Here is a 17,866-nt window from a genome sequence, read left to right on the forward strand (position 1 = left end):
CATCAGAATCTGTTGATCCAAGTGATATGAATAATATCATTGATGAATTAACGGGAATATTAATCACGAATATGAAAGACAATAAGGTGATCAGATAGATATTTTAAAATATAACTAAGCCCTGCAATATGCGGGGCTTTTTATTGCTTGCGAATAGATAAAAATAAAGAGTATGAATAAATATCATACAGGTAAAAGCAAAGATACCTCATTAAAAAGTAAGCCAAACATTTGTTTGTTATACAAATTGACACGAGTCAATTACTGATATCCGAAAGTTTATTACTATCACCTCAAGATTTTGATGATAAACGTTTATAAATTAATGACTGCGTATTCATGCCTCAACATGCGCAATAATTAGTACCTTATCTCAATATAAATATTATTCACTTCAATTAGGTCGTAGTAATGGTCTCACAGCCTCATAATGTAGAAAAATATCAAGCCGTTATCGGTTTGGCTGGTCATGTTGATCACGGTAAAACCGCTTTAATTGAAGCACTCACAGGTATCGTCACTGCGCGTCCACATGAACAACAATTAGGTATGACACAAGATTTGGGGTTTGCCTATTTTAAAGACGATAACAATAATACCATTGGTGTTGTGGATGTCCCGGGACACGAGCGTTATCTCCGTAATATGGTGTCAGGTGTATGGCACCTTAACGTGCTATTGCTGGTTATAGCGGCAGATGAAGGGTGGATGCCGATGACCACCTCACATTTACAAGTTGCACATGCGATGGGAATAGAAGACATCGTCGTGTGCATTAACAAGCGCGATAAAGTCACGGTAGATCAACTCAGTGTGGTAGAAGATCAAGCGCTAGATAATGTGATGGAGATGACAGGCTTATTACCTGAGATTATCAGCGTATCAGCGTTAAAACATGACAACATTCCTGCGTTACGTGACCTATTGATTGAGGCTGTTAAAGCAAATATTGATCGTAAAGTATTGTCGGATGTTGCAGATGATCAGGTCGTAGCCCCAATAATGTATATCGATCGCTCTTTTGTCGTCAATGGCATGGGCACCGTACTCACAGGGACATTGGCACAGGGGACGCTGAGTCTTGGTGATAAAGTTCGCTGCTTTCCAAGTAACATCATAGGGACTGTTCGTTCTCTGCAAGCTTATCATCAACAATATCAACACTTGTCTGCGACCTGTCGTGTTGCTGTGAATGTTAAAGGGTTCAGCCGTAAAGAGGTAGGGCGAGGGCACTTATTAACATCTTCGACAATAACCCCACCATTACATAGTCAGTGCATCGTTCGTATCAATAAGACGGCAGACAAACTCAAGCAACGTAAACAACGCCATGTTGAAGTCGCAATGGGGACTTGGCATGGCTCGGCATTGCTCAGTTATATCCCTAATACCCAATTAGCACGACTAACCTTTGAAAAGTCCATCCCAATGATTTTTGGGCAACGATTAGCAATGATCCAAAAAGGTGGCTGTGGGCTACAACACGGTGCAGAAATTGTGTGGTCAACACCGGTCATGGGTTATCCAAAACGCCGTTTATACCAAGCATTAGATAATTTACCTGCACTTTTAAAGCCTGAATCACAACGTGAGATGTTACTCGCTCTTCAGGGTTACTTTGAAACGACCGAAGTAGATTTTGAATCGGCACAAGGTCAAACTTATTTAGCGCCTTATTGTTTTGATGATAGCTGGTTAGCTGACAGTTTTATGCAAATACAGACTTTACTGTCTGCAGGGATCTCAATGGCATCTGCCGAAATAGCATCACGTCTACGTATAAATGAAGCTGTGATTGAGATCTTAATGCAGCAATTAAAGCTGCAAGAAAAAGTGCATGTTAGTTATGGTAAATGGTGCTTAGGACAAGGTGAAAACGAAGACGAATTACCTCCAGCGGCACAAGAGATCCTGCAACAAATACGCGGGTTTGGTAAAGCAGGGCTAGAACTGAATAAAGTGACGGTTGCGGGGGGGAAAAGTGGCTTAGACAACTCAGCCATCAAAAATATATTACCGCTTTGGATGATACCATTTATTTCGACATGGGCTTATATCTTGATTTAGTTAAAGCCGTGATTGCAGAGCATCAGCCCCAAGATCGTATATCGATGGGGGATATTAAAGATCGCACAGAATTAAGTCGAAAATACTCAATCCCATTAGCGAATAGAATGGAAAAAGATGGCTGGGTACGTCGTGATGGTGATGAGCGTATTATCTTAAAAGTATGGTCTTAGTGAATATAATTGCCATTTATATGGTTGATTGAAATATAAATAACGCTATATGGAATAGTAATTACTTTAAAAGTATTTATTTGATCCGGTGCAAATTTTTGTAATCTATATTTTCCCTACAGTACTTTGCTAACTAAGCTCTCAATCGCGTGAATGACTGAAATCGTTCACGCGGTTTTTTCGTTTATATATTTGGGAGTTTGTTTAGTCATGGATTTAACAAAGAAATTTGCGTTCACTGCATTAGCTTTATTGGTATCAGGACAAGTTGTTGCTGCCGATTACAGTAAAGTAAGTGAAATACCGTTTAAAGATGATAATTTTAAGCAATGTGTATTGGCACAAAAAATTGAAGATCCTGCAGCGATCACCAAACTAGTCTGTCGACAATTAGCTATAAATAATATTGATGAGTTAGCAAGTTTCCCTGCATTAAAAGAGATATGGATATCAGGTCCTGAATTAAAGCATGTTGACTTAACCCATAACCCAGCCTTAGAAAGTGTATTTATCACTAAATCAAAGATAGACAATATTGATGTTAGCCAGAATCCACAATTAAAAGAGTTGGAGGTTAGCTTTAATCAATTATCACAGATTGATTTGACTCATAACCCTAAGCTTACAGATTTAGCGGTTGTGGCAAATAAATTGACCACATTAGATCTATCTAAAAACCCCCAGCTCAAATACCTATGGGCAGATCGAAACCAATTCACGACCGTTGATTTTAGCCATAATCCGAATTTAGCGCAGGCGGGATTGGCTGAAAACCAACTGACAACCGTTAACGTAAGCAAGAGTGGTAAATTAAAAAGCTTATCATTAATGTATAACAAAGTGGTTGCGTTAGATGTTACTCATAACGTGCAGTTAGAAAAACTAAGACTGACGGATAATAAATTAACGTCAGTTGATGTAAGTAAAAACCCTAAATTACGCTCGCTATGGTTAACGGATAATCCATTAACGAAACTTGATATTAGGGCTAATCCAAAGCTGGACGATTATGAAGCCGATGACAGCGTAACAGTTATTAAATAAGCTGTATCACTTACGAAAACCGCAATTTATAAAGAGATTGCGGTTTATTAAACTCGTATTAGCTAGCCATAACTATTAACATAATGCGCATTATTGTTAATTGATTAAAGAAGTTGTGATTATGTCTTTACCACCGTGTCCAAACTGTCAATCTGAATATGTGTATCAAGATCAAGCGAACCTAGTGTGTCCTGAGTGTGCCTATGAATGGAACCCTGCAGAAGTTGCAGAGGAAGAAACCATTATAATGAAAGATGTTAATGGCACATTATTGCAAGAGGGCGATAAGGTCACGCTAATTAAAGATCTGAAAGTCAAAGGCAGTTCAATGGTGCTAAAAATTGGAACGAAAGCGGTTATTAAACGTATTGTTGAAGGCAAAGATCACCAACTAGACTGTAAACTTGATGGCGCTGGTGACATGATGGTAACTGCAAAATTTGTCAAAAAAGCGTAATACATCATTACGCAATTTTCTGTAATAGTTTGATTGTTCTCCGTCTTGGCGCTTATTTTTCATAGAGCGCCATATACCGTTCAACACCCAATGCTGCCGCTTCTGTCGCCCCCGCTAAATAACCCGGAAACTCCGTAGCCCATTCACTGCCAATACCTGTTAAGTGTTGCGCCCAAGTGCTATTAATTGGTGAGCGAGGCGGTGTTAAGCTATGGCTTAATTCTTGGCTATCCAGCGTTGTGGCAGTAAATGTATCTTGCGCCCAATCTTTTATCATATGAGCTTTAGGCTGCGCTGCTTGCTCGCCAAATAAACGTACCAGTTGTTGTTGGCAATAAGCCTTAATCTGCTCTTCCCCGATATCTTTACGTTGCTTAGCTTGAATACCAACAAACCCGAATAAAGCGGCATGTTTTGGCTCTGTGCTTAGCGACGCATCATGAATTTCAACCATAGGACCAACCATACTGCGTACACTACCTGATAGCTGTTGCTCTCGCCAAAATGGACGTTCATAAACAGCAATATATTTCGCGTGAGGTGCCATCCAAGTCGGTGTATGTTGCCATTGCTGTATAAGTGTTTCTGGTAACGAAGGCGAGAATTCAATGAGCTTAATCGCTAACCGTGGTGGCAGCGCGAGTAAGACATGATCACTTGTTGCCATTTGCTGAGTGTTATTTTGACTATCGTGGTAGTGGATAATAACCTTGTTTTCCTGCCGCTCAAGTTTCGTCACCTGTTTCGAACAATGAATATCAGTGTTAGTGAGTTTTTTGCTTATCGTTTTAATTAAGCCGCCCATACCTTGAGTGAGACGCATAGAAGTAGGCTCTGTGACAAAGCCTGAAATTTCATTGGGTGTTTCAGATAACGAACGCTCGATAAGCATGTTACCTGTATCGTATTGAGCAAAACTGCCTAATTGAAAATTATTAATAAGCTGAGCAAACTCAGGTTGAATATCAGGCCAAAACCATGCTGGCCCCAGATCAAAACTGGCTTCAGTGTTGTGTGGTGTGAAAGATTGGATCCTACCCCCAAAACTATCACGGGCTTCTAATAACAGATAATCTGTGATCCCTTGTTGCTCAAGTAAATACGCGGCATAAAGGCCACTTAAACCGCCTCCAATAATGGCTATTTTTTTATCCATCATAATGTAGCCTCATTTTCTACATTGGCAAATTCACCTTGTTTGATAAACACCTTAGCACCTTGTTTTTCCGCAGTAACAGTCGCTGCTGAATCTTTAGGTAAGCGTAGCCAACTTCCTTGTGGGTAAGTGATCCCGTCATGTTTTACAGATCCTGTGACCACTAAAATCTCCGTGGCATCGAGCGACAAATCACACACAACATTGAGCGCAGGGACTTTCTGTAAACTGACCGATTCATATGGGTTGCAAAATAACGGGCATGTTTCACGACCCTCAATCACTTTCCAATTAGCGGGATCGTTGGTATCTACACGTAGTGTTTCTTTTTCGGTTTCGTGCATTTGCCATAATTTGACAAAAATCGTGGTGCCTTGGTGGCTAAAAGGCGCGTGTGAAGAGGCGGGAGGATTACGTAAATACCAGCCAGTAGGATAATCGCCCGTACTGTCTGAAAACGTTCCCGATAGCACTAAAATTTCTTCCCCTCCAGGATGAGCATGATTAGGAAATGAAGAATGAGGAGCATAACGAACAACAGTGGTCGCACGTGCTTTTTCATCGCCAATACGATCCAGCATCATACGTTCAACGCCCGTTTGTGTTGATGGCACCCAATAATAACGATCACCACGAATAGTGACAGGGCGAGTAAAGTCAGTATTAATTTGCATGATGACCTCTTAGATTTAAACAAAGGGCGACAGTAAGATAGTTAAATAATGAATAGCTATCGCCCTAAAAAGTGAGCTTCAAAAAGAAGGAGATTAATTACGTCCCGCCATCACACCGCCATCGATATCCCAAATAGCGCCTGTTACCCACTCGGCTTTATTAGACAGTAAGAAAGTAATGGTATTGGCAATATCTTCCGGCGTACCTACACGGCCAATAGGATGGAAATCATTAAAGCCTTGCAGTGCATCATGCACTTCAGCCTTAGGAATAAAGCCTTCATAAATCGGTGTTTGTACAACCGCGGGTGACACCGCATTAACACGAATATTGCTTGCGGCTAACTCCATCGCTAAATGTTGAGTGAGTGCATGTAATCCTGCTTTTGCCATTGAATAAGCCGATGATGGTGTTGCAGCAATGGCTTGTTTACCCCACATTGAGCCGATATTGACAATCGCGCCTTTTAAGCCATTCGCAATCATATTGGCTGCCACTTTTTGGGTAATAAAGAAAAAGGCACGATTAAGCTGCATATACTTATCGTAGTCGTTACTGTCATGCTCAAGAAACGGTTTTGGAAAAAACACACCTGCGGCATTGACCAGTAGATCGATGTCTTGGTGCTTTTCAGTAATCGTGTCGATAAGCGTATTAACGCCAGCTTCACTGGTGAGATCAGCCGTTAGTGCTTCAACAGCGCCTAACGTGGCTAATGCTTGCTGCGCGTTTTCAGCTTTATCAGCACGATGGCCCACAATCACAGCACTTCCGCCTTGCTCTAACACCTGACGAGCGGTTTCATAACCCATGCCGCTTGTACCGCCGATCACTAATAGTTTTTTACCTGCAAATAGATCACTCATGGCTTTACTCTCTCTGTTTGGTGTTTTTTAACTATGACTATCAACAAAAGAAAAACTTTCATGCTAGGCTTGGGTTGATAGCTAATGTTGATATTTTTGTTGTTATTAGCTGTTTCGACAAATGAGATAATCTGTTAACCCGATAAAGAAAAACTTTACCGATATGAAATTACCGATACATTTGAATGCGTTAAAAGCCTTTGAAGCCAGTGCTCGTCACCAAAGTTTTTCTGCAGCAGCAGAAGAGCTCAACGTTACGCCGGCGGCGGTGGGGCAATTAGTTAGAACATTGGAAGAATGGTTAGAAACGCCGTTATTTCACCGCGCTAACAGTGGCAAAATTCGACTACTGCCAACTGAAATCGCCGAACGTGCCTTGCCAGAAATTCGTGCTGGGTTTGATAAACTCTCCCAAGGGTTAGAGCTACTTCAGCAAAGCCCTACGTGCGGCATATTAACTGTGACCGTTAGCCCAGCGTTTGCTGCTAAATGGTTATTACCAAGGCTTGATCGCTTTCAAGCGCTATGTCCAGAAACCGATGTGCGGTTAGACACCAATTTAAAACCGATAGATTTTGTTATTCAGCGTGTCGATATTGGTGTGCGTTATGGCACAGGAAATTGGCAAGGGCTGGTGGCAGAGAAATTAATGGAAGAAGAAGTGTTTCCCGTTTGTTCGCCACAGTTATTAGCACAAGCAGATAGCTTAATAAAACCAGAACAATTATTAGCACAAACACTCATTCATGATCTGTCTATGGATGAGCACTCAGGCTTTCCAACGTGGTCGGCATGGTTAGATAAAGCAGGCATTAATCAGCACCAATCATCACATAATATTCAAATCAATAATGCTGCGGCAGTATTACAAACAGCCATTGATGGTGGTGGTATTGCATTAGCGCGAAGTGTAATGGTGAAAGATGATTTATCAGCAGGGCGATTAGTGCGATTATTTCCAGAGATCCAATTTGATTCCCCACTCGCTTATTTTGTGGTGTATAAGCCAGATTCAATTGATATAGCTAAAGTACAAGTGTTTCGTGATTGGTTGCATCAAGAAGTGAAAGATGAATTTCACAAGAAATAACATCGAATAAAGGGTTTCAAACGTACTAGAACTGTGTTTATTAAATAAGAACAAGTGATGCACCAAAAATCTAATTTACCCGCTAAGGTGTGTGTGGTTTGCCAACGGCCATTTACTTGGCGCAAGAAGTGGCAACAATGTTGGGATGAAGTGAAGTATTGCTCTGAACGTTGTAGGCGCTCACGCCGACACATGGACTCATCAAGAAAGAAAGTAGGCTGACGCATAACAAAAAATGCGTCAGCCATTGTCGTTTTTGCGGTGTTATTTAGGCTTTAAAAATCTTCAGCGACTTCAAACACCATACGCTCGTTAGTTGTTGGATGGTTGAATGCCAAGTATTGAGCATGTAGGCATAAACGATCGCCTTTTTGCCCATATAAATCATCACCGACAATGGGCATGTTCATCCCTTTAACATGGGCGGAATGGACACGAAGCTGGTGTGTACGACCTGTTTTAGGGTAGTAATAGACCTTGGTTCTGCCATTTTTACGTTCAAGCACTTCCCATGTGGTTTGTGCAGGCTTGCCGTATTGGTAACACACGATTTGACGAGGGCGATCGTCTAAATCCACCCGGATTGGAAAATCAATTAGCCCGCTATCACTTTCACTGTTACCTTCTAATAGAGCAACGTAACGTTTTTCGACTGTGCGCTCAATAAACTGTTTTTGCAGTGCTTTGTGAGCATCTTTGGTTAAGGCAATTACCATTAAGCCTGATGTAGACATATCTAAACGATGGACAATCAACGGACTATCGCTATCTGGGAACATGGTTTGCATTCGGCTATATACTGAATCGGTAATGGCTTTACCGGGCACAGATAAGAACTCCGCAGGTTTATTAATAATCACCATCGCATCGTCTTGATAAACAATACTTAGCTCTTTGCCTTCGGCTGGGTTTTGCTCTAGCGGATTCTCGTCTATCTCAATACCAGACAACATATGGGCTAAAATAGGCTCACATTTATTTTTTGATGCTTCATAAAAATAAGCATGTTTTAGCATTTGTGGCGCGGGGGACTTACCCCACCAGAAATTTGCCATTGCTAACGATTTTAATTGGTGGTTAAACGCATACTGAAGCAGTTTGACGATAGTGCAGTCTCCCGCACCTCGTAATGACTCATCAAACAACTGATTGAGATCTTTATATTCCCCAAATTGGTTCACAAAGCGGTATTGGCTATGAATACTTTGTTCTAACTGTGCTGCTAATTTAGTTTGCTTGGCTTTCAGCTCTGAAAGCGCAGTGGTATCAGCTTCAAGCTGTTCGCTCAGTGATTGCAGCGTTTGTTGCCACTGTTGGCGCAAGGCTTTTTGCTGATGTTTATCGTAAGCGCTTTCACGGGCTAGGCGATGAAACACTTCAGTTTTAACGTTTTCATCATCACTTTGCTCGGCAGCTTTGCGTTGTAATTTACGATGCTTGCGCTGCTCAATCATCTGTAAACGAAAGGCTTCAGATTCGTGTTCTGCTTGCGTTTTCGCTTGGGTATATTGCTGTTGCAGCGCAATGAACTGAGGCGAAGACACAATAGATTCAATGTCAGATTCTAGTGATTTAAGCGCGTGTTCATTCGCCTGGATCTCAGGATTGGTGTTAAGCGCATCAAATACAGGTGGCACAAAATGGGGTAAGTGTATTTGCCCTGCGATAGTGCCTGAAAATGCTGATAGATAACCGATGTCACCTTGATCGTTTTGTACCACTAACACACCGAACATGTTACCAATGGCGTGGTTATCACTGTCTTCATTTAAGCCATCTAAACCAAAATCGTGTTGCCATTCGGTTTGTGTTTCTAGGTGTTGTTGCAACTCTTGTGCAGCTAACACGCTCAGTGGATGTGGCTTATAACAAAAAGGATAAGTAAAACGTTCAGGTAAGGCGATAGCCTCAATCGATGAGCGAAATGGAGTAAAAAGGGAATCGTACATGGCTTAATCTATCGCAAAATGGGGCGAGGATTTTACCACTCTATGGGATAGAGTACGAGTAATTGGATTTTATAGGTTTAACAGGCATATTTACCGTTCATATCCGCGCTTTTGATGATCATGAGATAACGCTTTTAGTAAAACTATAACCTCGCTCAGCAATATTAGCCTCTTTGGTTTCTTTCAGTAACGATAAGGAATTTAACGCATGGCTTTCGCTATCATTTAGGTACTGCGCCACTTCTTATTCCTGTACGTAATAAAATAGTTATTGGAATGTTGCCTTTAATACAAACTGCAACAACCTAGTAATGTTGGGTTCTTATTTTCCATTATTTATTTATAGTTTTAACTTGATGTTAACATCTGCATTTGCTGACGAGTTATTATCAATGACAGAATGGTGCGAATATTTATGACTTCATGGCTTAGGGTACGAGTAATTGCATTTAGCCACAGAGTTATCAGGCATAGTAGATAGTATTTATTATTAAGATGTATTTATGAATGATAGAAGATTAGCGTTAAAAAAATTATCAGCATTGGTTGCGATGTCTGTGTTATCAGGCAATAGCGTTGCTCGTAGTTTAGGCGGCAATGACGAGTTAAATAGTGATACAGGTTACACTATTAACTACCCTGACTTTTCAAGTTCAGATGTGATTGAAATCTTTAAAAATTCCCTTGGCTTTGCATTGAATTTTATTCCCGAGGTTGGCGGTGTTGTGTCATTTGTCGTACGTTTATTGTGGCCGTCACCGAAACAAGATGTTTGGGGGCAAATAAAAGACAAAGTAGAAGAGTTAATTGATAAAAAATTAGACGATGAGGCTTTTGCGAGAGTAAGTACAATCGTATCAGGCATGAATCTCTCTCTAAAAAAATATTTAACTCTTGTCGACGGTGCTTCTCCGATGAGATAACTGCCCTTATTATTACGATTAATGATGATTTCATAAGAGAAGGCCCTGAGTTTCAACAAAAAGGCCATGAATATATTTTATTTCCATTATTTAGTGTTTTCGCTTCATTACATATGACTTTTTTAAGGGATGTTTTACTGAATCACAAAGACAATTTATCTACACATATGTATGACTCGTTAAAATCAGAAATGAAAGAATATAAAAAGCAATATTCTGATTACTTAACACAGACGGTTAAAAACCAAAGAGAGATATTGGAAAAAAATAGTCCTCCTGTGGGGCAACATCGTACTGATACTTACAATCACTTTTTTGCGTCTAACGCCATCGCTGTAAAATATTGCGATGACTTTATTGAAATGTTTAAGCAAATAGATGTTGATGTAAATCCAAGTCCATTTGTATTGGACTCAAGTAAATTTAATGATATTTACTCTCCAGCTTACGGCACTGCGGATGATTGGGATCAAGAGTGTAAAAATGTTGCCCATGGTGGAATAGGGGTGATAGGAGGAGTATATAGACAGCCAACGCTATCTTTCACTTCACTGTATCTTGATTACTTCGATGGGCGTCCAGTAAACTTAAATGTTTATTATCCTGATGGTAAGGGACCTATTAATAATGATGGTCAGAGATTAAATGAAACAGATGTTATTGCTTATCCAGCATCAGGGGTCGAAACAAAAAATGTCACGATAGAGAGTATTGAAGGTGAAGAATTTCCAATATCCTATGCAAAGATAAAGTCTCAGAGTCTACCGTCACATTTAACGCTGTATGATATTAATGATAAAGATTATGAGTTATGGGATAGTTATGAGGCTCAATTCCAACATGAACATAAAGTCGCATTTTTTCCTCGTCGACTTTCAACGATGACAGCTTGGACTCATAGTAGATATTTTCATAAGGCTATAGGTTGTTTGATTTTGGGCTTTACTTGGGTACCACCTAAAAATAAGAATGAAGAGTTTCTTCAGCAACATTACATATCATCCATTGAAGAGCCAGATCTTGACGTGTTAAGTGAAATTCATCAATTAGATGCTTACTCGGTAAACGCCCCATGAACCCACGGGGCGATATTTGTTAGTGTTTGAGGTTCCAAGGTAGGAGTGCATCGATATCGGGCTCAGCTTTCGCGAGCTCTTTCATGCACTTGACCATGTAGTCGTAGAGGATAAGGCCGTTGGCTTTCGCAGTCTCGACGATGCTGTAAAGCATCGCACTCGCATCAGCACCATTTGGCGTGTTCGAGAACAACCAGTTCTTTCTGCCAATGACCAGCGGTTTAATTGCGCGTTCAGCGCGGTTATTGTCTATCGATAAGTGACCGTCATCGATATAGCGGATCACCTTCGGCCATTGGCCGAGCGTGTATTTTATCGCTTTACCCAGCGGGCTAGACGCTATCACTTGTTGAGATGTCATCCACTCGTACAACTCGTCCAGTATCGGTTTGCTATGCAGTTGACGTTCTGCTTTTCGTGTTTCGACAGTCGCACCTTTTAAGCGCGATTCTATCCCATAGAGCTTCTGGATTTTGGCCAGCGCTTTATCTGCTTTGCCTGACTTACCTTTACCTTGAAGCTTCTTAGCCTCCATGAACTTTCGCCGTGCATGTGCCATGCAGCCAACATTGGTGACGTGATAAAGACCATCATAGGCACCATAGCCATCGGTTTGTAGATAACCACTGTAATCCCCCAAGAAGGCAACAGGGCATGCCCTCGCGCGACTGTTTTGATAGTCGTACAAGGCAATATTCTTCACATTGGGGAGTGCGGCTTCTGGCGAGTCTGCGCCCGAGCAGTAGAGCCACATGTAACACTGTTTTTCTTCCTTGAGAACATTGAGTGGCGTTTCATCCGCCTGGACCACCACTTGTTGAAGTAGGTGCTCTTTTAGAGCGGCATAGAGTGGTTTGAACTTCTCACTAACTTGGATAACCCATCTGGCCATAGTGGTTCGTGATAGCTCGATTCCCGACTGGGTAAACAGCGACTCTTGGCGGTAAAGTGGCATCGCGTACTGGTATTTGCCAAGAATGATGTTGGCAAGCAAGCTTTCTGTGGCAAAGCTCTTCGGGATAATGCTTTGCGGTGCTGGCTTTTGAACGATGTGATTGCTGTCTTCAGTTTGCTCGCACTGGCGGCAAGCATATTTAGGGCGAACATATTCCAGCACTTTGAGTACGGCTGGCGAAAACTCCAGCTTTTCACTGCTGTCTTCACCGATTTTATGCAGGTCATGATTGCAGCATGCACACTGCTTTTCATGGTCGTCTAAATCAAGTTCGATAACTTCACGAGGTAAGGTCTTTGGAAGAGGCTTACGCTTACCGCGTTTCTTCGTTGTGGTTGTGGTGGTCGTCGTAACCTCAACCTCTTCTTCCTTAGCGGCTTCACATTCCGCTTCGTTGAAGAGGTCACCTTGAGATTCATCGTAGGGCTTTAACGCCTCCGAGCGTTTTGCGAACTGGCGGTCGAAAGCCAGTTTGAGTTGCTCAAGCAGAGATTGACGCTCTTGTTTCCACTGAGATTCGCTGTGTTTTTGCAACGCCAACAACTCTTTCACCATCGCTTGTAGCTCGGCAACATCTTGGCTTTCTGGGTTGATATTTGGCGTCTTTTTCATGGCATTTATTATACTAAAGTCATGCCGTTAACGCTTGGTGGATATAGCTTTATTATCGATTAAGTCATTGTAAAATCGTTTATTTGAACGGGTTTATGGCTGATAATCGTGAAGCCAGAAAGCAGTCTATCAAGCTCGCATTGAGTCAGGGTAAACACGTCATTTTTCTCTTTTGACGGCCATTTATACTTGGCTTTTTCAAGGCGTTTATACCAAAGTGCAAAGCCTGTTTTATCCCAGTACAACACTTTGATTTTGTCGCGCTGTTTATTGGTAAACAGGAATAGTGCGCCGCTTCCCAAGGGTAAATCGGTGTCACTTTCGATAATCGCCGCGAGGCCATTGATGGACTTTCTAAAATCGACACTCTCACGATACAGATAAATATCTGGTGCACTTAGCATATGTTTCATGACAAGGCTCCAATGAGTTCTGCCAGGTAGGCAGCGGGCGTGCCTTGAGGAATACTCAGCTCAACGTCGTTGACAAAAAGTGTCATATTCGCGGTAGGTATTTGCGTCATATGGTAACGTGTTGTCTGCTCTACAACGTTTGCTTTGACGAAGCCGTTAGTCTGTGGTGTTTGAAGGTGTGTTAACTGTTGGCGTTTGGCATGAAACGTGGAAAGACTTAATCCGTGATGTTCACAAAAAGCACGTTGAGTGAGTTGGCTGGATTCATAGCACTCAAACAAAGTCTGCCATTCTTGATTGGTACGTCGTGTTGCCATTTTAAATCTCCTTTGGATTGGAGATTTGATCTTATTCTTCGAGTAAAGTGATTAGAATGCGGTGTTTATGGCACGCTTACCTTACTCGTGTATAACATCTCAACATGAGGCTACTCGTGATGAATTTTGGGCCTATGCCACAGATGGGAACGATGATGATAGAGGTGATAGGAGCGGTGGCTCTATTGATGCATTGCCGTTAGTTGGGCTTGCAGGAGCAGCGCTTTTAAAAGAAGCGATGAAGAAATAATGTTGTGTTTTAATTAGTTTTTAGTGTTGTTTTCTTCACTAAATAATTACCTGCAAAGCATTTTATTTGGAGAGTCATCCTTATGACTCTCTTAATATTACTAATGAAAAGAATACAAATACTGCTATCTATAAATGAATAAAGTAAAAAGGAGCCTGGCAGTATTTACGCTTTAAGGTTCTCTAATCTTGCGTTTTAATCTGCTGTTCTTCTTTTTCTTTATTTTTTAACTTTCTGTCTTGGTCGAAGTGCCACTTGATCGCAAAATATCCAGCAACCCCTAACGCAATGACTTTAATCGCCATAGCGACATAAGGGAAAAAGTCTGTCCAGTGATTCATCGTAAATCTCCATTCCAATCGATATCAAATTAATAACAAGCAATTTGTTATCAGTCATACTCATGCTATCTACCATCGATAAATTAACATCAAAAAATCGCATGCAAAGTATCAAAATATGTCCAGTAGCACATAGGATATAGCGCACAGATATAAAAAAGGAATGCATTTGATTGATATAAAAATCCCCTCTAGTCACATATTTGGAATGAGGGGCTTTCATATGTCGTACTCTGGATTAACTCGAAAGACACTGTCCCATAATGATAAATGAACAGCTGATTGCAATAGTCCAAGAAATGGAACGCAAAATACCGTGATTTGTGAGATACAGGATGTGGTAGATAACTCTAAAGCCAATATGGAGAAGAGCTAAGAACTGAATATTTTCATTTGTGGTGCTTGTTGCTATCGCTAACAGAACAGCCATGGCAAAAATGATAAGTGATTCAAAAGCATTTTGATGTGCTGCTAAGGCTCGTGCACCGAAGCCATCTAATTTCGCCTGTTGTTCTCGGGGATGGTTATTATCGTAGCCTCCAGCTTTATGCATTGCCACGGCTAGAGGTATTTTAGCTATATAAGGAAGTAATGCTGCGGCAATTAAACTATAAATTAAAATATCCAATGAATCGTCCCTATCTTTATCAACTCGCCATTTAATCTTATATTAGTAAATGTAATTGTTATTTACCGTGATCATCAGTCAATTAGGTATATGAGGCAGAATCTATTGCTAAATTAAGACTTTTCTTAGACGAGCTGAAATAAGTTTTTAGCTGTTTTTCAATCACAAATACTGTTCATCCATGACGATTTATTGATAGGGTATATGTCGAATTGGGATTTAAGAAAGCGAAGGAGTTAATGATGGCACAACAAAAAGCGATACTTGCTGGCGGTTGTTTCTGGGGGATGCAAGATCTTATTCGTCGTCAAGAAGGGGTTATCTCTACCCGTGTGGGCTATACGGGCGGTGATGTGGCAAATGCAACTTATCCTAATCATGGTTCTCATGCTGAAACGATTGAAATAACCTTTGATGATGACCAAACCAGTTTTGAAAATATTTTGGCGTATTTCTTTCAAATTCACGATCCAACAACAACTAATCGCCAAGGTAATGATATCGGTACTTCTTATCGCTCTGCGATTTTCTATACTTCAGAGGCGCAAAAAAACACGGCCCAAGATTTGATTAAGCGTATCAATGCTTCTGGAGTTTGGCCGGGCACAGTGGTAACAGAAGTTGTGCCAGCGAGTGATTTTTGGCAAGCAGAGTCAGAACACCAAGATTATTTACTTCATCGACCTAATGGTTATACCTGTCATTTTCCACGTCCTGATTGGGTATTACCTGAAGAGTGAACGTGAAGCTAAGTGATTTTTTGAGTATTAATATTACTTTTTTAGAATGAGACTTTTTTTATTTTTAGGCTTACATTCAGTGCCAGATATTTAAGAGAATTACTGAGGTGTATCATGAGCTTAAAAATCAAATGCGAACATATGGAACTAACTGATTCAATCAAAGCATTAGTATCTGACTATATTGAAAAGATGATGGTTATCGATCCTGAATTTAAACATCTTCATGTTGATATCATCAAAGAAGATACTGGCTATACTGTTGATTTAAAAATGGATACGGAAGTGTTCCATAAAGTTAGTGCTAAAGCGCATAACGTAAATTTAGAAGAATGTATTAAAGAAGCATTCTTCCATTTTGAAAAAGTGATTGAGAAGAAAGCAGCGCATCAATAATTTCATGCAATTGCATTTCTTGTCATCAAAATTAAAGGCTCGTAATGAGCCTTTTTTATTGTCTGCGTAATACGGCTATTGCTTTTGAAAGAATGCAATATCCAATCACATAATGATGAAATTAATATTATGTTCATCGTTAAAGCCCTTATACTGACTGAATAGTAAAGATTAAAATCATCTATCGCGTTAAATATTCAGATTCAAGTCATTGTTTAGCGAATAAGATAAGATTGTTATCTTTTTAGTAACGTATATTTTTGGAGTTATATGATGAAATCACTATTATTGATTACGCTATCTATTCTCGCTTTTCAGGCACATGCACAAGATAGGTATGTGTGTAAAAGTGATCATTCTGAGCATGTCATCGAAGTTGTTTATACTAATCCAAATAGTAAAGTACCGTGTGAAGTTCGCTATACTAAGCCTGATGGTACTGCTGTATTGTGGGATGCGAAACATGAGGTAGGTTACTGTGAAGCGAAAGCAAAAACCTTTGCTGAAAAACTAACCAGCTTAGGGATGTCATGCTCTGGCGTCGATGAAGCATCAAGCACTGCTGTTGCAACGGAACAGCCTTCAGAGGTACAAGCCCAACAAGATGCAGCGCCAGCACCTTTAGTTGATACTCCAACATCTTCAACACTAGAATCGACTAATACAGCGCCAGTTGTAGAATCACAAACTCATTCTGATTCACCAACAGCAACACAAATTCAGCAAGATGCGGCAGCACCCTTGGTTGATACTCCAGCCTCTTCAACACCTGCGTCTGCAACAGAAGCATCTACAACAGAAGCAGCAACGCCATCTCAAGCGGAATAGTTCGGTTACTAATGGTTGATGTAAATTAAATTGAGTGGGTACGAACTTTCTCGCTCATTTTATTTCAATGCGATAACGGATAACATTGTTAAACTATTTTAGAAATATATAACACTGTTTGATATTTATGAATTTTGAAGAAAAACCCTATCTACGAGAAATCGAATTAAAGCGTGAAAAAATTGATAGTTACAATCAATTTCCGTTTTGTATTCCAGCCATCAAAGAATTAGATGTCATTGAGTTTCACCCTGATGTTACCTTTTTTGTCGGTGAAAATGGTGCAGGAAAATCCACGTTAATTGAAGCGATTGCAGTAGCGATGGGGCTTAATGCTGAAGGGGGAAATAAGAATACCGGTTTTGCTACCGAGCAAACGCATTCTGAGTTAGATCGCTACATTAAAACCGTGAAAAGTTTTAAACGTCCTAAAGATTACTATTTTTTAAGGGCTGAGAGTTTTTATAATGTCGCATCTTATTTAGATCAGCTCATGCCGCCACCGCTGCAAGGTTATGGTGGGCAATCACTACACCATCAATCTCATGGTGAATCCTTTATGGCGACGATCTCTAATAAGTTACGCGGTAATGGTTTATATATTATGGATGAGCCAGAAGCCGCTCTTTCACCGGCTAGGCAAATGGCTGTGCTTTCAGAAATCCACCGCTTAGTTGAAGCGGGTTCGCAATTTGTTATTGCTACTCATTCGCCGATTTTATTGGCTTACCCAAGAGCTAAAATCTATCAGTTAAGTGATAGTGGCATTGATGAAACGGCTTATGAGGATACCGAGCATTATGAGATCACTCGAAATTTCCTTAATCGCCATCAGCAGATAATGAAAATATTAATGGAAGAAGAGTAATGGGGCTTACTATTGCTCAATGAACCGTTTTAGTAAGGTTAT

22 protein-coding genes are annotated in these 17,866 nt (G+C 40.5%); 13 read left to right on the forward strand and 9 right to left on the reverse strand.

Annotation, left to right across the window (positions count from 1 at the left end):
* The first annotated feature begins 411 nt into the window (after window positions 1-411).
* From SKA34_RS06900 to SKA34_RS06910, 4 genes are all read left to right on the forward strand, one after another.
* Window positions 412-2,067, forward strand: coding sequence for a GTP-binding protein (locus SKA34_RS06900; protein WP_006644776.1), 1,656 nt, complete (start codon window positions 412-414; stop codon window positions 2,065-2,067).
* On the forward strand, window positions 2,046-2,240 hold the full coding sequence (locus SKA34_RS23890) for a SelB C-terminal domain-containing protein (protein ID WP_006644777.1): 195 nt from the start codon (window positions 2,046-2,048) through the stop codon (window positions 2,238-2,240). The genes SKA34_RS06900 and SKA34_RS23890 overlap by 22 nt, the downstream gene beginning before the upstream one ends.
* A 210-nt stretch (window positions 2,241-2,450) precedes the next feature.
* Entirely contained in the window at window positions 2,451-3,284 is an 834-nt protein-coding gene (locus tag SKA34_RS06905) for a leucine-rich repeat domain-containing protein (RefSeq protein ID WP_006644778.1), read from the forward strand.
* Between the two features lie 121 nt (window positions 3,285-3,405).
* Window positions 3,406-3,741: a zinc ribbon domain-containing protein YjdM gene (locus tag SKA34_RS06910; RefSeq protein WP_006644779.1), complete on the forward strand. Its 336-nt coding sequence runs from the start codon at window positions 3,406-3,408 to the stop codon at window positions 3,739-3,741.
* 52 nt (window positions 3,742-3,793) lie between these two features.
* Here SKA34_RS06910 and SKA34_RS06915 read toward each other — a convergent pair whose 3' ends face one another.
* The 3 genes from SKA34_RS06915 to SKA34_RS06925 all read right to left on the reverse strand — a co-directional run bounded on the left by SKA34_RS06915 (window position 3,794) and on the right by SKA34_RS06925 (window position 6,438).
* Window positions 3,794-4,900 (reverse strand): FAD-dependent oxidoreductase, encoded by a 1,107-nt coding sequence (locus SKA34_RS06915; protein ID WP_006644780.1) that lies wholly within the window; start codon window positions 4,898-4,900, stop codon window positions 3,794-3,796.
* Window positions 4,897-5,571 carry a cupin domain-containing protein gene (locus SKA34_RS06920; RefSeq protein WP_006644781.1) on the reverse strand — a complete coding sequence of 225 codons (675 nt, stop codon included), beginning with the start codon at window positions 5,569-5,571 and terminating at the stop codon, window positions 4,897-4,899. Before SKA34_RS06920 ends, SKA34_RS06915 begins: the two co-directional genes overlap by 4 nt.
* Before the next feature lie 93 nt (window positions 5,572-5,664).
* Complete coding sequence (locus SKA34_RS06925) at window positions 5,665-6,438, reverse strand: SDR family NAD(P)-dependent oxidoreductase (protein ID WP_006644782.1); 774 nt, start codon at window positions 6,436-6,438, stop codon at window positions 5,665-5,667.
* A 163-nt stretch (window positions 6,439-6,601) separates the two neighbouring features.
* Between SKA34_RS06925 and gcvA the strand changes: the two genes are divergently transcribed.
* Together gcvA and SKA34_RS22855 are read left to right on the forward strand one after the other, a co-directional pair.
* The gene (gene gcvA / locus SKA34_RS06930; RefSeq protein WP_006644783.1) at window positions 6,602-7,528 is read left to right on the forward strand and encodes a transcriptional regulator GcvA; all 927 of its coding nucleotides are present in this window, start codon (window positions 6,602-6,604) and stop codon (window positions 7,526-7,528) included.
* 57 nt (window positions 7,529-7,585) lie between these two features.
* The gene (locus SKA34_RS22855; protein ID WP_006644784.1) at window positions 7,586-7,750 is read left to right on the forward strand and encodes a DUF2256 domain-containing protein; all 165 of its coding nucleotides are present in this window, start codon (window positions 7,586-7,588) and stop codon (window positions 7,748-7,750) included.
* Between the two features lie 53 nt (window positions 7,751-7,803).
* Here the strand turns inward: SKA34_RS22855 and SKA34_RS06935 are convergent, their stop codons facing one another.
* The gene (locus tag SKA34_RS06935; RefSeq protein ID WP_006644785.1) at window positions 7,804-9,477 is read right to left on the reverse strand and encodes an RluA family pseudouridine synthase; all 1,674 of its coding nucleotides are present in this window, start codon (window positions 9,475-9,477) and stop codon (window positions 7,804-7,806) included.
* Between the two features lie 503 nt (window positions 9,478-9,980).
* Here SKA34_RS06935 and SKA34_RS06940 point away from each other — a divergent pair.
* Both SKA34_RS06940 and SKA34_RS06945 read left to right on the forward strand, forming a co-directional pair.
* Window positions 9,981-10,400: an insecticidal delta-endotoxin Cry8Ea1 family protein gene (locus tag SKA34_RS06940; protein ID WP_006644787.1), complete on the forward strand. Its 420-nt coding sequence runs from the start codon at window positions 9,981-9,983 to the stop codon at window positions 10,398-10,400.
* 191 nt (window positions 10,401-10,591) lie between these two features.
* Complete coding sequence (locus tag SKA34_RS06945) at window positions 10,592-11,476, forward strand: hypothetical protein (protein ID WP_157044457.1); 885 nt, start codon at window positions 10,592-10,594, stop codon at window positions 11,474-11,476.
* A gap of 19 nt (window positions 11,477-11,495) precedes the next feature.
* On the opposite strand, the gene SKA34_RS06950 is transcribed toward SKA34_RS06945, so the two are convergent.
* From SKA34_RS06950 to SKA34_RS06960, 3 genes are read right to left on the reverse strand one after another with little or no spacing between them, the layout of a single operon-like run.
* A complete protein-coding gene (locus tag SKA34_RS06950) occupies window positions 11,496-13,043 on the reverse strand; it encodes an IS66 family transposase (RefSeq protein ID WP_006644249.1) in 1,548 nt (515 codons plus the stop codon).
* 59 nt (window positions 13,044-13,102) lie between these two features.
* The gene (tnpB, locus tag SKA34_RS06955; RefSeq protein ID WP_006643774.1) at window positions 13,103-13,456 is read right to left on the reverse strand and encodes an IS66 family insertion sequence element accessory protein TnpB; all 354 of its coding nucleotides are present in this window, start codon (window positions 13,454-13,456) and stop codon (window positions 13,103-13,105) included.
* Window positions 13,453-13,773, reverse strand: a complete 321-nt coding sequence (locus SKA34_RS06960; protein WP_004998436.1) for a hypothetical protein — start codon at window positions 13,771-13,773, stop codon at window positions 13,453-13,455. The genes tnpB and SKA34_RS06960 overlap by 4 nt, the downstream gene beginning before the upstream one ends.
* A gap of 67 nt (window positions 13,774-13,840) precedes the next feature.
* Here SKA34_RS06960 and SKA34_RS06965 point away from each other — a divergent pair, with 67 nt between their 5' ends.
* Window positions 13,841-14,023, forward strand: a complete 183-nt coding sequence (locus tag SKA34_RS06965; protein WP_006644789.1) for a hypothetical protein — start codon at window positions 13,841-13,843, stop codon at window positions 14,021-14,023.
* 182 nt (window positions 14,024-14,205) lie between these two features.
* Here SKA34_RS06965 and SKA34_RS23310 read toward each other — a convergent pair whose 3' ends face one another.
* The gene (locus SKA34_RS23310) at window positions 14,206-14,364 is read right to left on the reverse strand and encodes a hypothetical protein (RefSeq protein WP_006644790.1); all 159 of its coding nucleotides are present in this window, start codon (window positions 14,362-14,364) and stop codon (window positions 14,206-14,208) included.
* Window positions 14,365-14,602: 238 nt separating this feature from the next.
* The gene (locus SKA34_RS06970; RefSeq protein ID WP_006644791.1) at window positions 14,603-14,992 is read right to left on the reverse strand and encodes an MAPEG family protein; all 390 of its coding nucleotides are present in this window, start codon (window positions 14,990-14,992) and stop codon (window positions 14,603-14,605) included.
* Window positions 14,993-15,234: 242 nt separating this feature from the next.
* On the opposite strand from SKA34_RS06970, the gene msrA reads away from it, so the two are divergent.
* The 4 genes from msrA (at window position 15,235) to SKA34_RS06990 (ending at window position 17,824) form a co-directional block, all read left to right on the forward strand.
* Window positions 15,235-15,732, forward strand: a complete 498-nt coding sequence (gene msrA / locus SKA34_RS06975) for a peptide-methionine (S)-S-oxide reductase MsrA (protein ID WP_006644792.1) — start codon at window positions 15,235-15,237, stop codon at window positions 15,730-15,732.
* 114 nt (window positions 15,733-15,846) lie between these two features.
* Window positions 15,847-16,128, forward strand: coding sequence for an HPF/RaiA family ribosome-associated protein (locus tag SKA34_RS06980; protein ID WP_006644793.1), 282 nt, complete (start codon window positions 15,847-15,849; stop codon window positions 16,126-16,128).
* A 270-nt stretch (window positions 16,129-16,398) separates the two neighbouring features.
* Complete coding sequence (locus SKA34_RS06985; RefSeq protein ID WP_232284239.1) at window positions 16,399-16,956, forward strand: hypothetical protein; 558 nt, start codon at window positions 16,399-16,401, stop codon at window positions 16,954-16,956.
* 127 nt (window positions 16,957-17,083) lie between these two features.
* Complete coding sequence (locus tag SKA34_RS06990; RefSeq protein ID WP_006644795.1) at window positions 17,084-17,824, forward strand: AAA family ATPase; 741 nt, start codon at window positions 17,084-17,086, stop codon at window positions 17,822-17,824.
* Window positions 17,825-17,866 lie beyond the last annotated feature (42 nt).

The organism is Photobacterium sp. SKA34 (assembly GCF_000153325.1).
GTDB lineage: Bacteria > Pseudomonadota > Gammaproteobacteria > Enterobacterales > Vibrionaceae > Photobacterium.

Excerpts from the sequence above, each read along its gene's own strand:
- tnpB (WP_006643774.1), bottom strand. The coding sequence starts at position 13,456 with ATGAAACATATGCTAAGTGCACCAGATATTTATCTGTATCGTGAGAGT.
- SKA34_RS06980 (WP_006644793.1), top strand. The coding sequence starts at position 15,847 with ATGAGCTTAAAAATCAAATGCGAACATATGGAACTAACTGATTCAATC.
- SKA34_RS06915 (WP_006644780.1), bottom strand. The coding sequence starts at position 4,900 with ATGATGGATAAAAAAATAGCCATTATTGGAGGCGGTTTAAGTGGCCTT.
- SKA34_RS06900 (WP_006644776.1), top strand. The coding sequence starts at position 412 with ATGGTCTCACAGCCTCATAATGTAGAAAAATATCAAGCCGTTATCGGT.
- SKA34_RS06960 (WP_004998436.1), bottom strand. The coding sequence starts at position 13,773 with ATGGCAACACGACGTACCAATCAAGAATGGCAGACTTTGTTTGAGTGC.
- SKA34_RS23890 (WP_006644777.1), top strand. The coding sequence starts at position 2,046 with ATGGGCTTATATCTTGATTTAGTTAAAGCCGTGATTGCAGAGCATCAG.
- SKA34_RS22855 (WP_006644784.1), top strand. The coding sequence starts at position 7,586 with ATGCACCAAAAATCTAATTTACCCGCTAAGGTGTGTGTGGTTTGCCAA.
- SKA34_RS06925 (WP_006644782.1), bottom strand. The coding sequence starts at position 6,438 with ATGAGTGATCTATTTGCAGGTAAAAAACTATTAGTGATCGGCGGTACA.
- SKA34_RS06945 (WP_157044457.1), top strand. The coding sequence starts at position 10,592 with ATGAAAGAATATAAAAAGCAATATTCTGATTACTTAACACAGACGGTT.
- SKA34_RS23310 (WP_006644790.1), bottom strand. The coding sequence starts at position 14,364 with ATGAATCACTGGACAGACTTTTTCCCTTATGTCGCTATGGCGATTAAA.
- gcvA (WP_006644783.1), top strand. The coding sequence starts at position 6,602 with ATGAAATTACCGATACATTTGAATGCGTTAAAAGCCTTTGAAGCCAGT.
- SKA34_RS06940 (WP_006644787.1), top strand. The coding sequence starts at position 9,981 with ATGAATGATAGAAGATTAGCGTTAAAAAAATTATCAGCATTGGTTGCG.
- SKA34_RS06985 (WP_232284239.1), top strand. The coding sequence starts at position 16,399 with ATGATGAAATCACTATTATTGATTACGCTATCTATTCTCGCTTTTCAG.
- SKA34_RS06990 (WP_006644795.1), top strand. The coding sequence starts at position 17,084 with ATGAATTTTGAAGAAAAACCCTATCTACGAGAAATCGAATTAAAGCGT.
- SKA34_RS06935 (WP_006644785.1), bottom strand. The coding sequence starts at position 9,477 with ATGTACGATTCCCTTTTTACTCCATTTCGCTCATCGATTGAGGCTATC.
- SKA34_RS06910 (WP_006644779.1), top strand. The coding sequence starts at position 3,406 with ATGTCTTTACCACCGTGTCCAAACTGTCAATCTGAATATGTGTATCAA.
- SKA34_RS06920 (WP_006644781.1), bottom strand. The coding sequence starts at position 5,571 with ATGCAAATTAATACTGACTTTACTCGCCCTGTCACTATTCGTGGTGAT.
- msrA (WP_006644792.1), top strand. The coding sequence starts at position 15,235 with ATGGCACAACAAAAAGCGATACTTGCTGGCGGTTGTTTCTGGGGGATG.
- SKA34_RS06965 (WP_006644789.1), top strand. The coding sequence starts at position 13,841 with ATGGCACGCTTACCTTACTCGTGTATAACATCTCAACATGAGGCTACT.
- SKA34_RS06905 (WP_006644778.1), top strand. The coding sequence starts at position 2,451 with ATGGATTTAACAAAGAAATTTGCGTTCACTGCATTAGCTTTATTGGTA.
- SKA34_RS06950 (WP_006644249.1), bottom strand. The coding sequence starts at position 13,043 with ATGAAAAAGACGCCAAATATCAACCCAGAAAGCCAAGATGTTGCCGAG.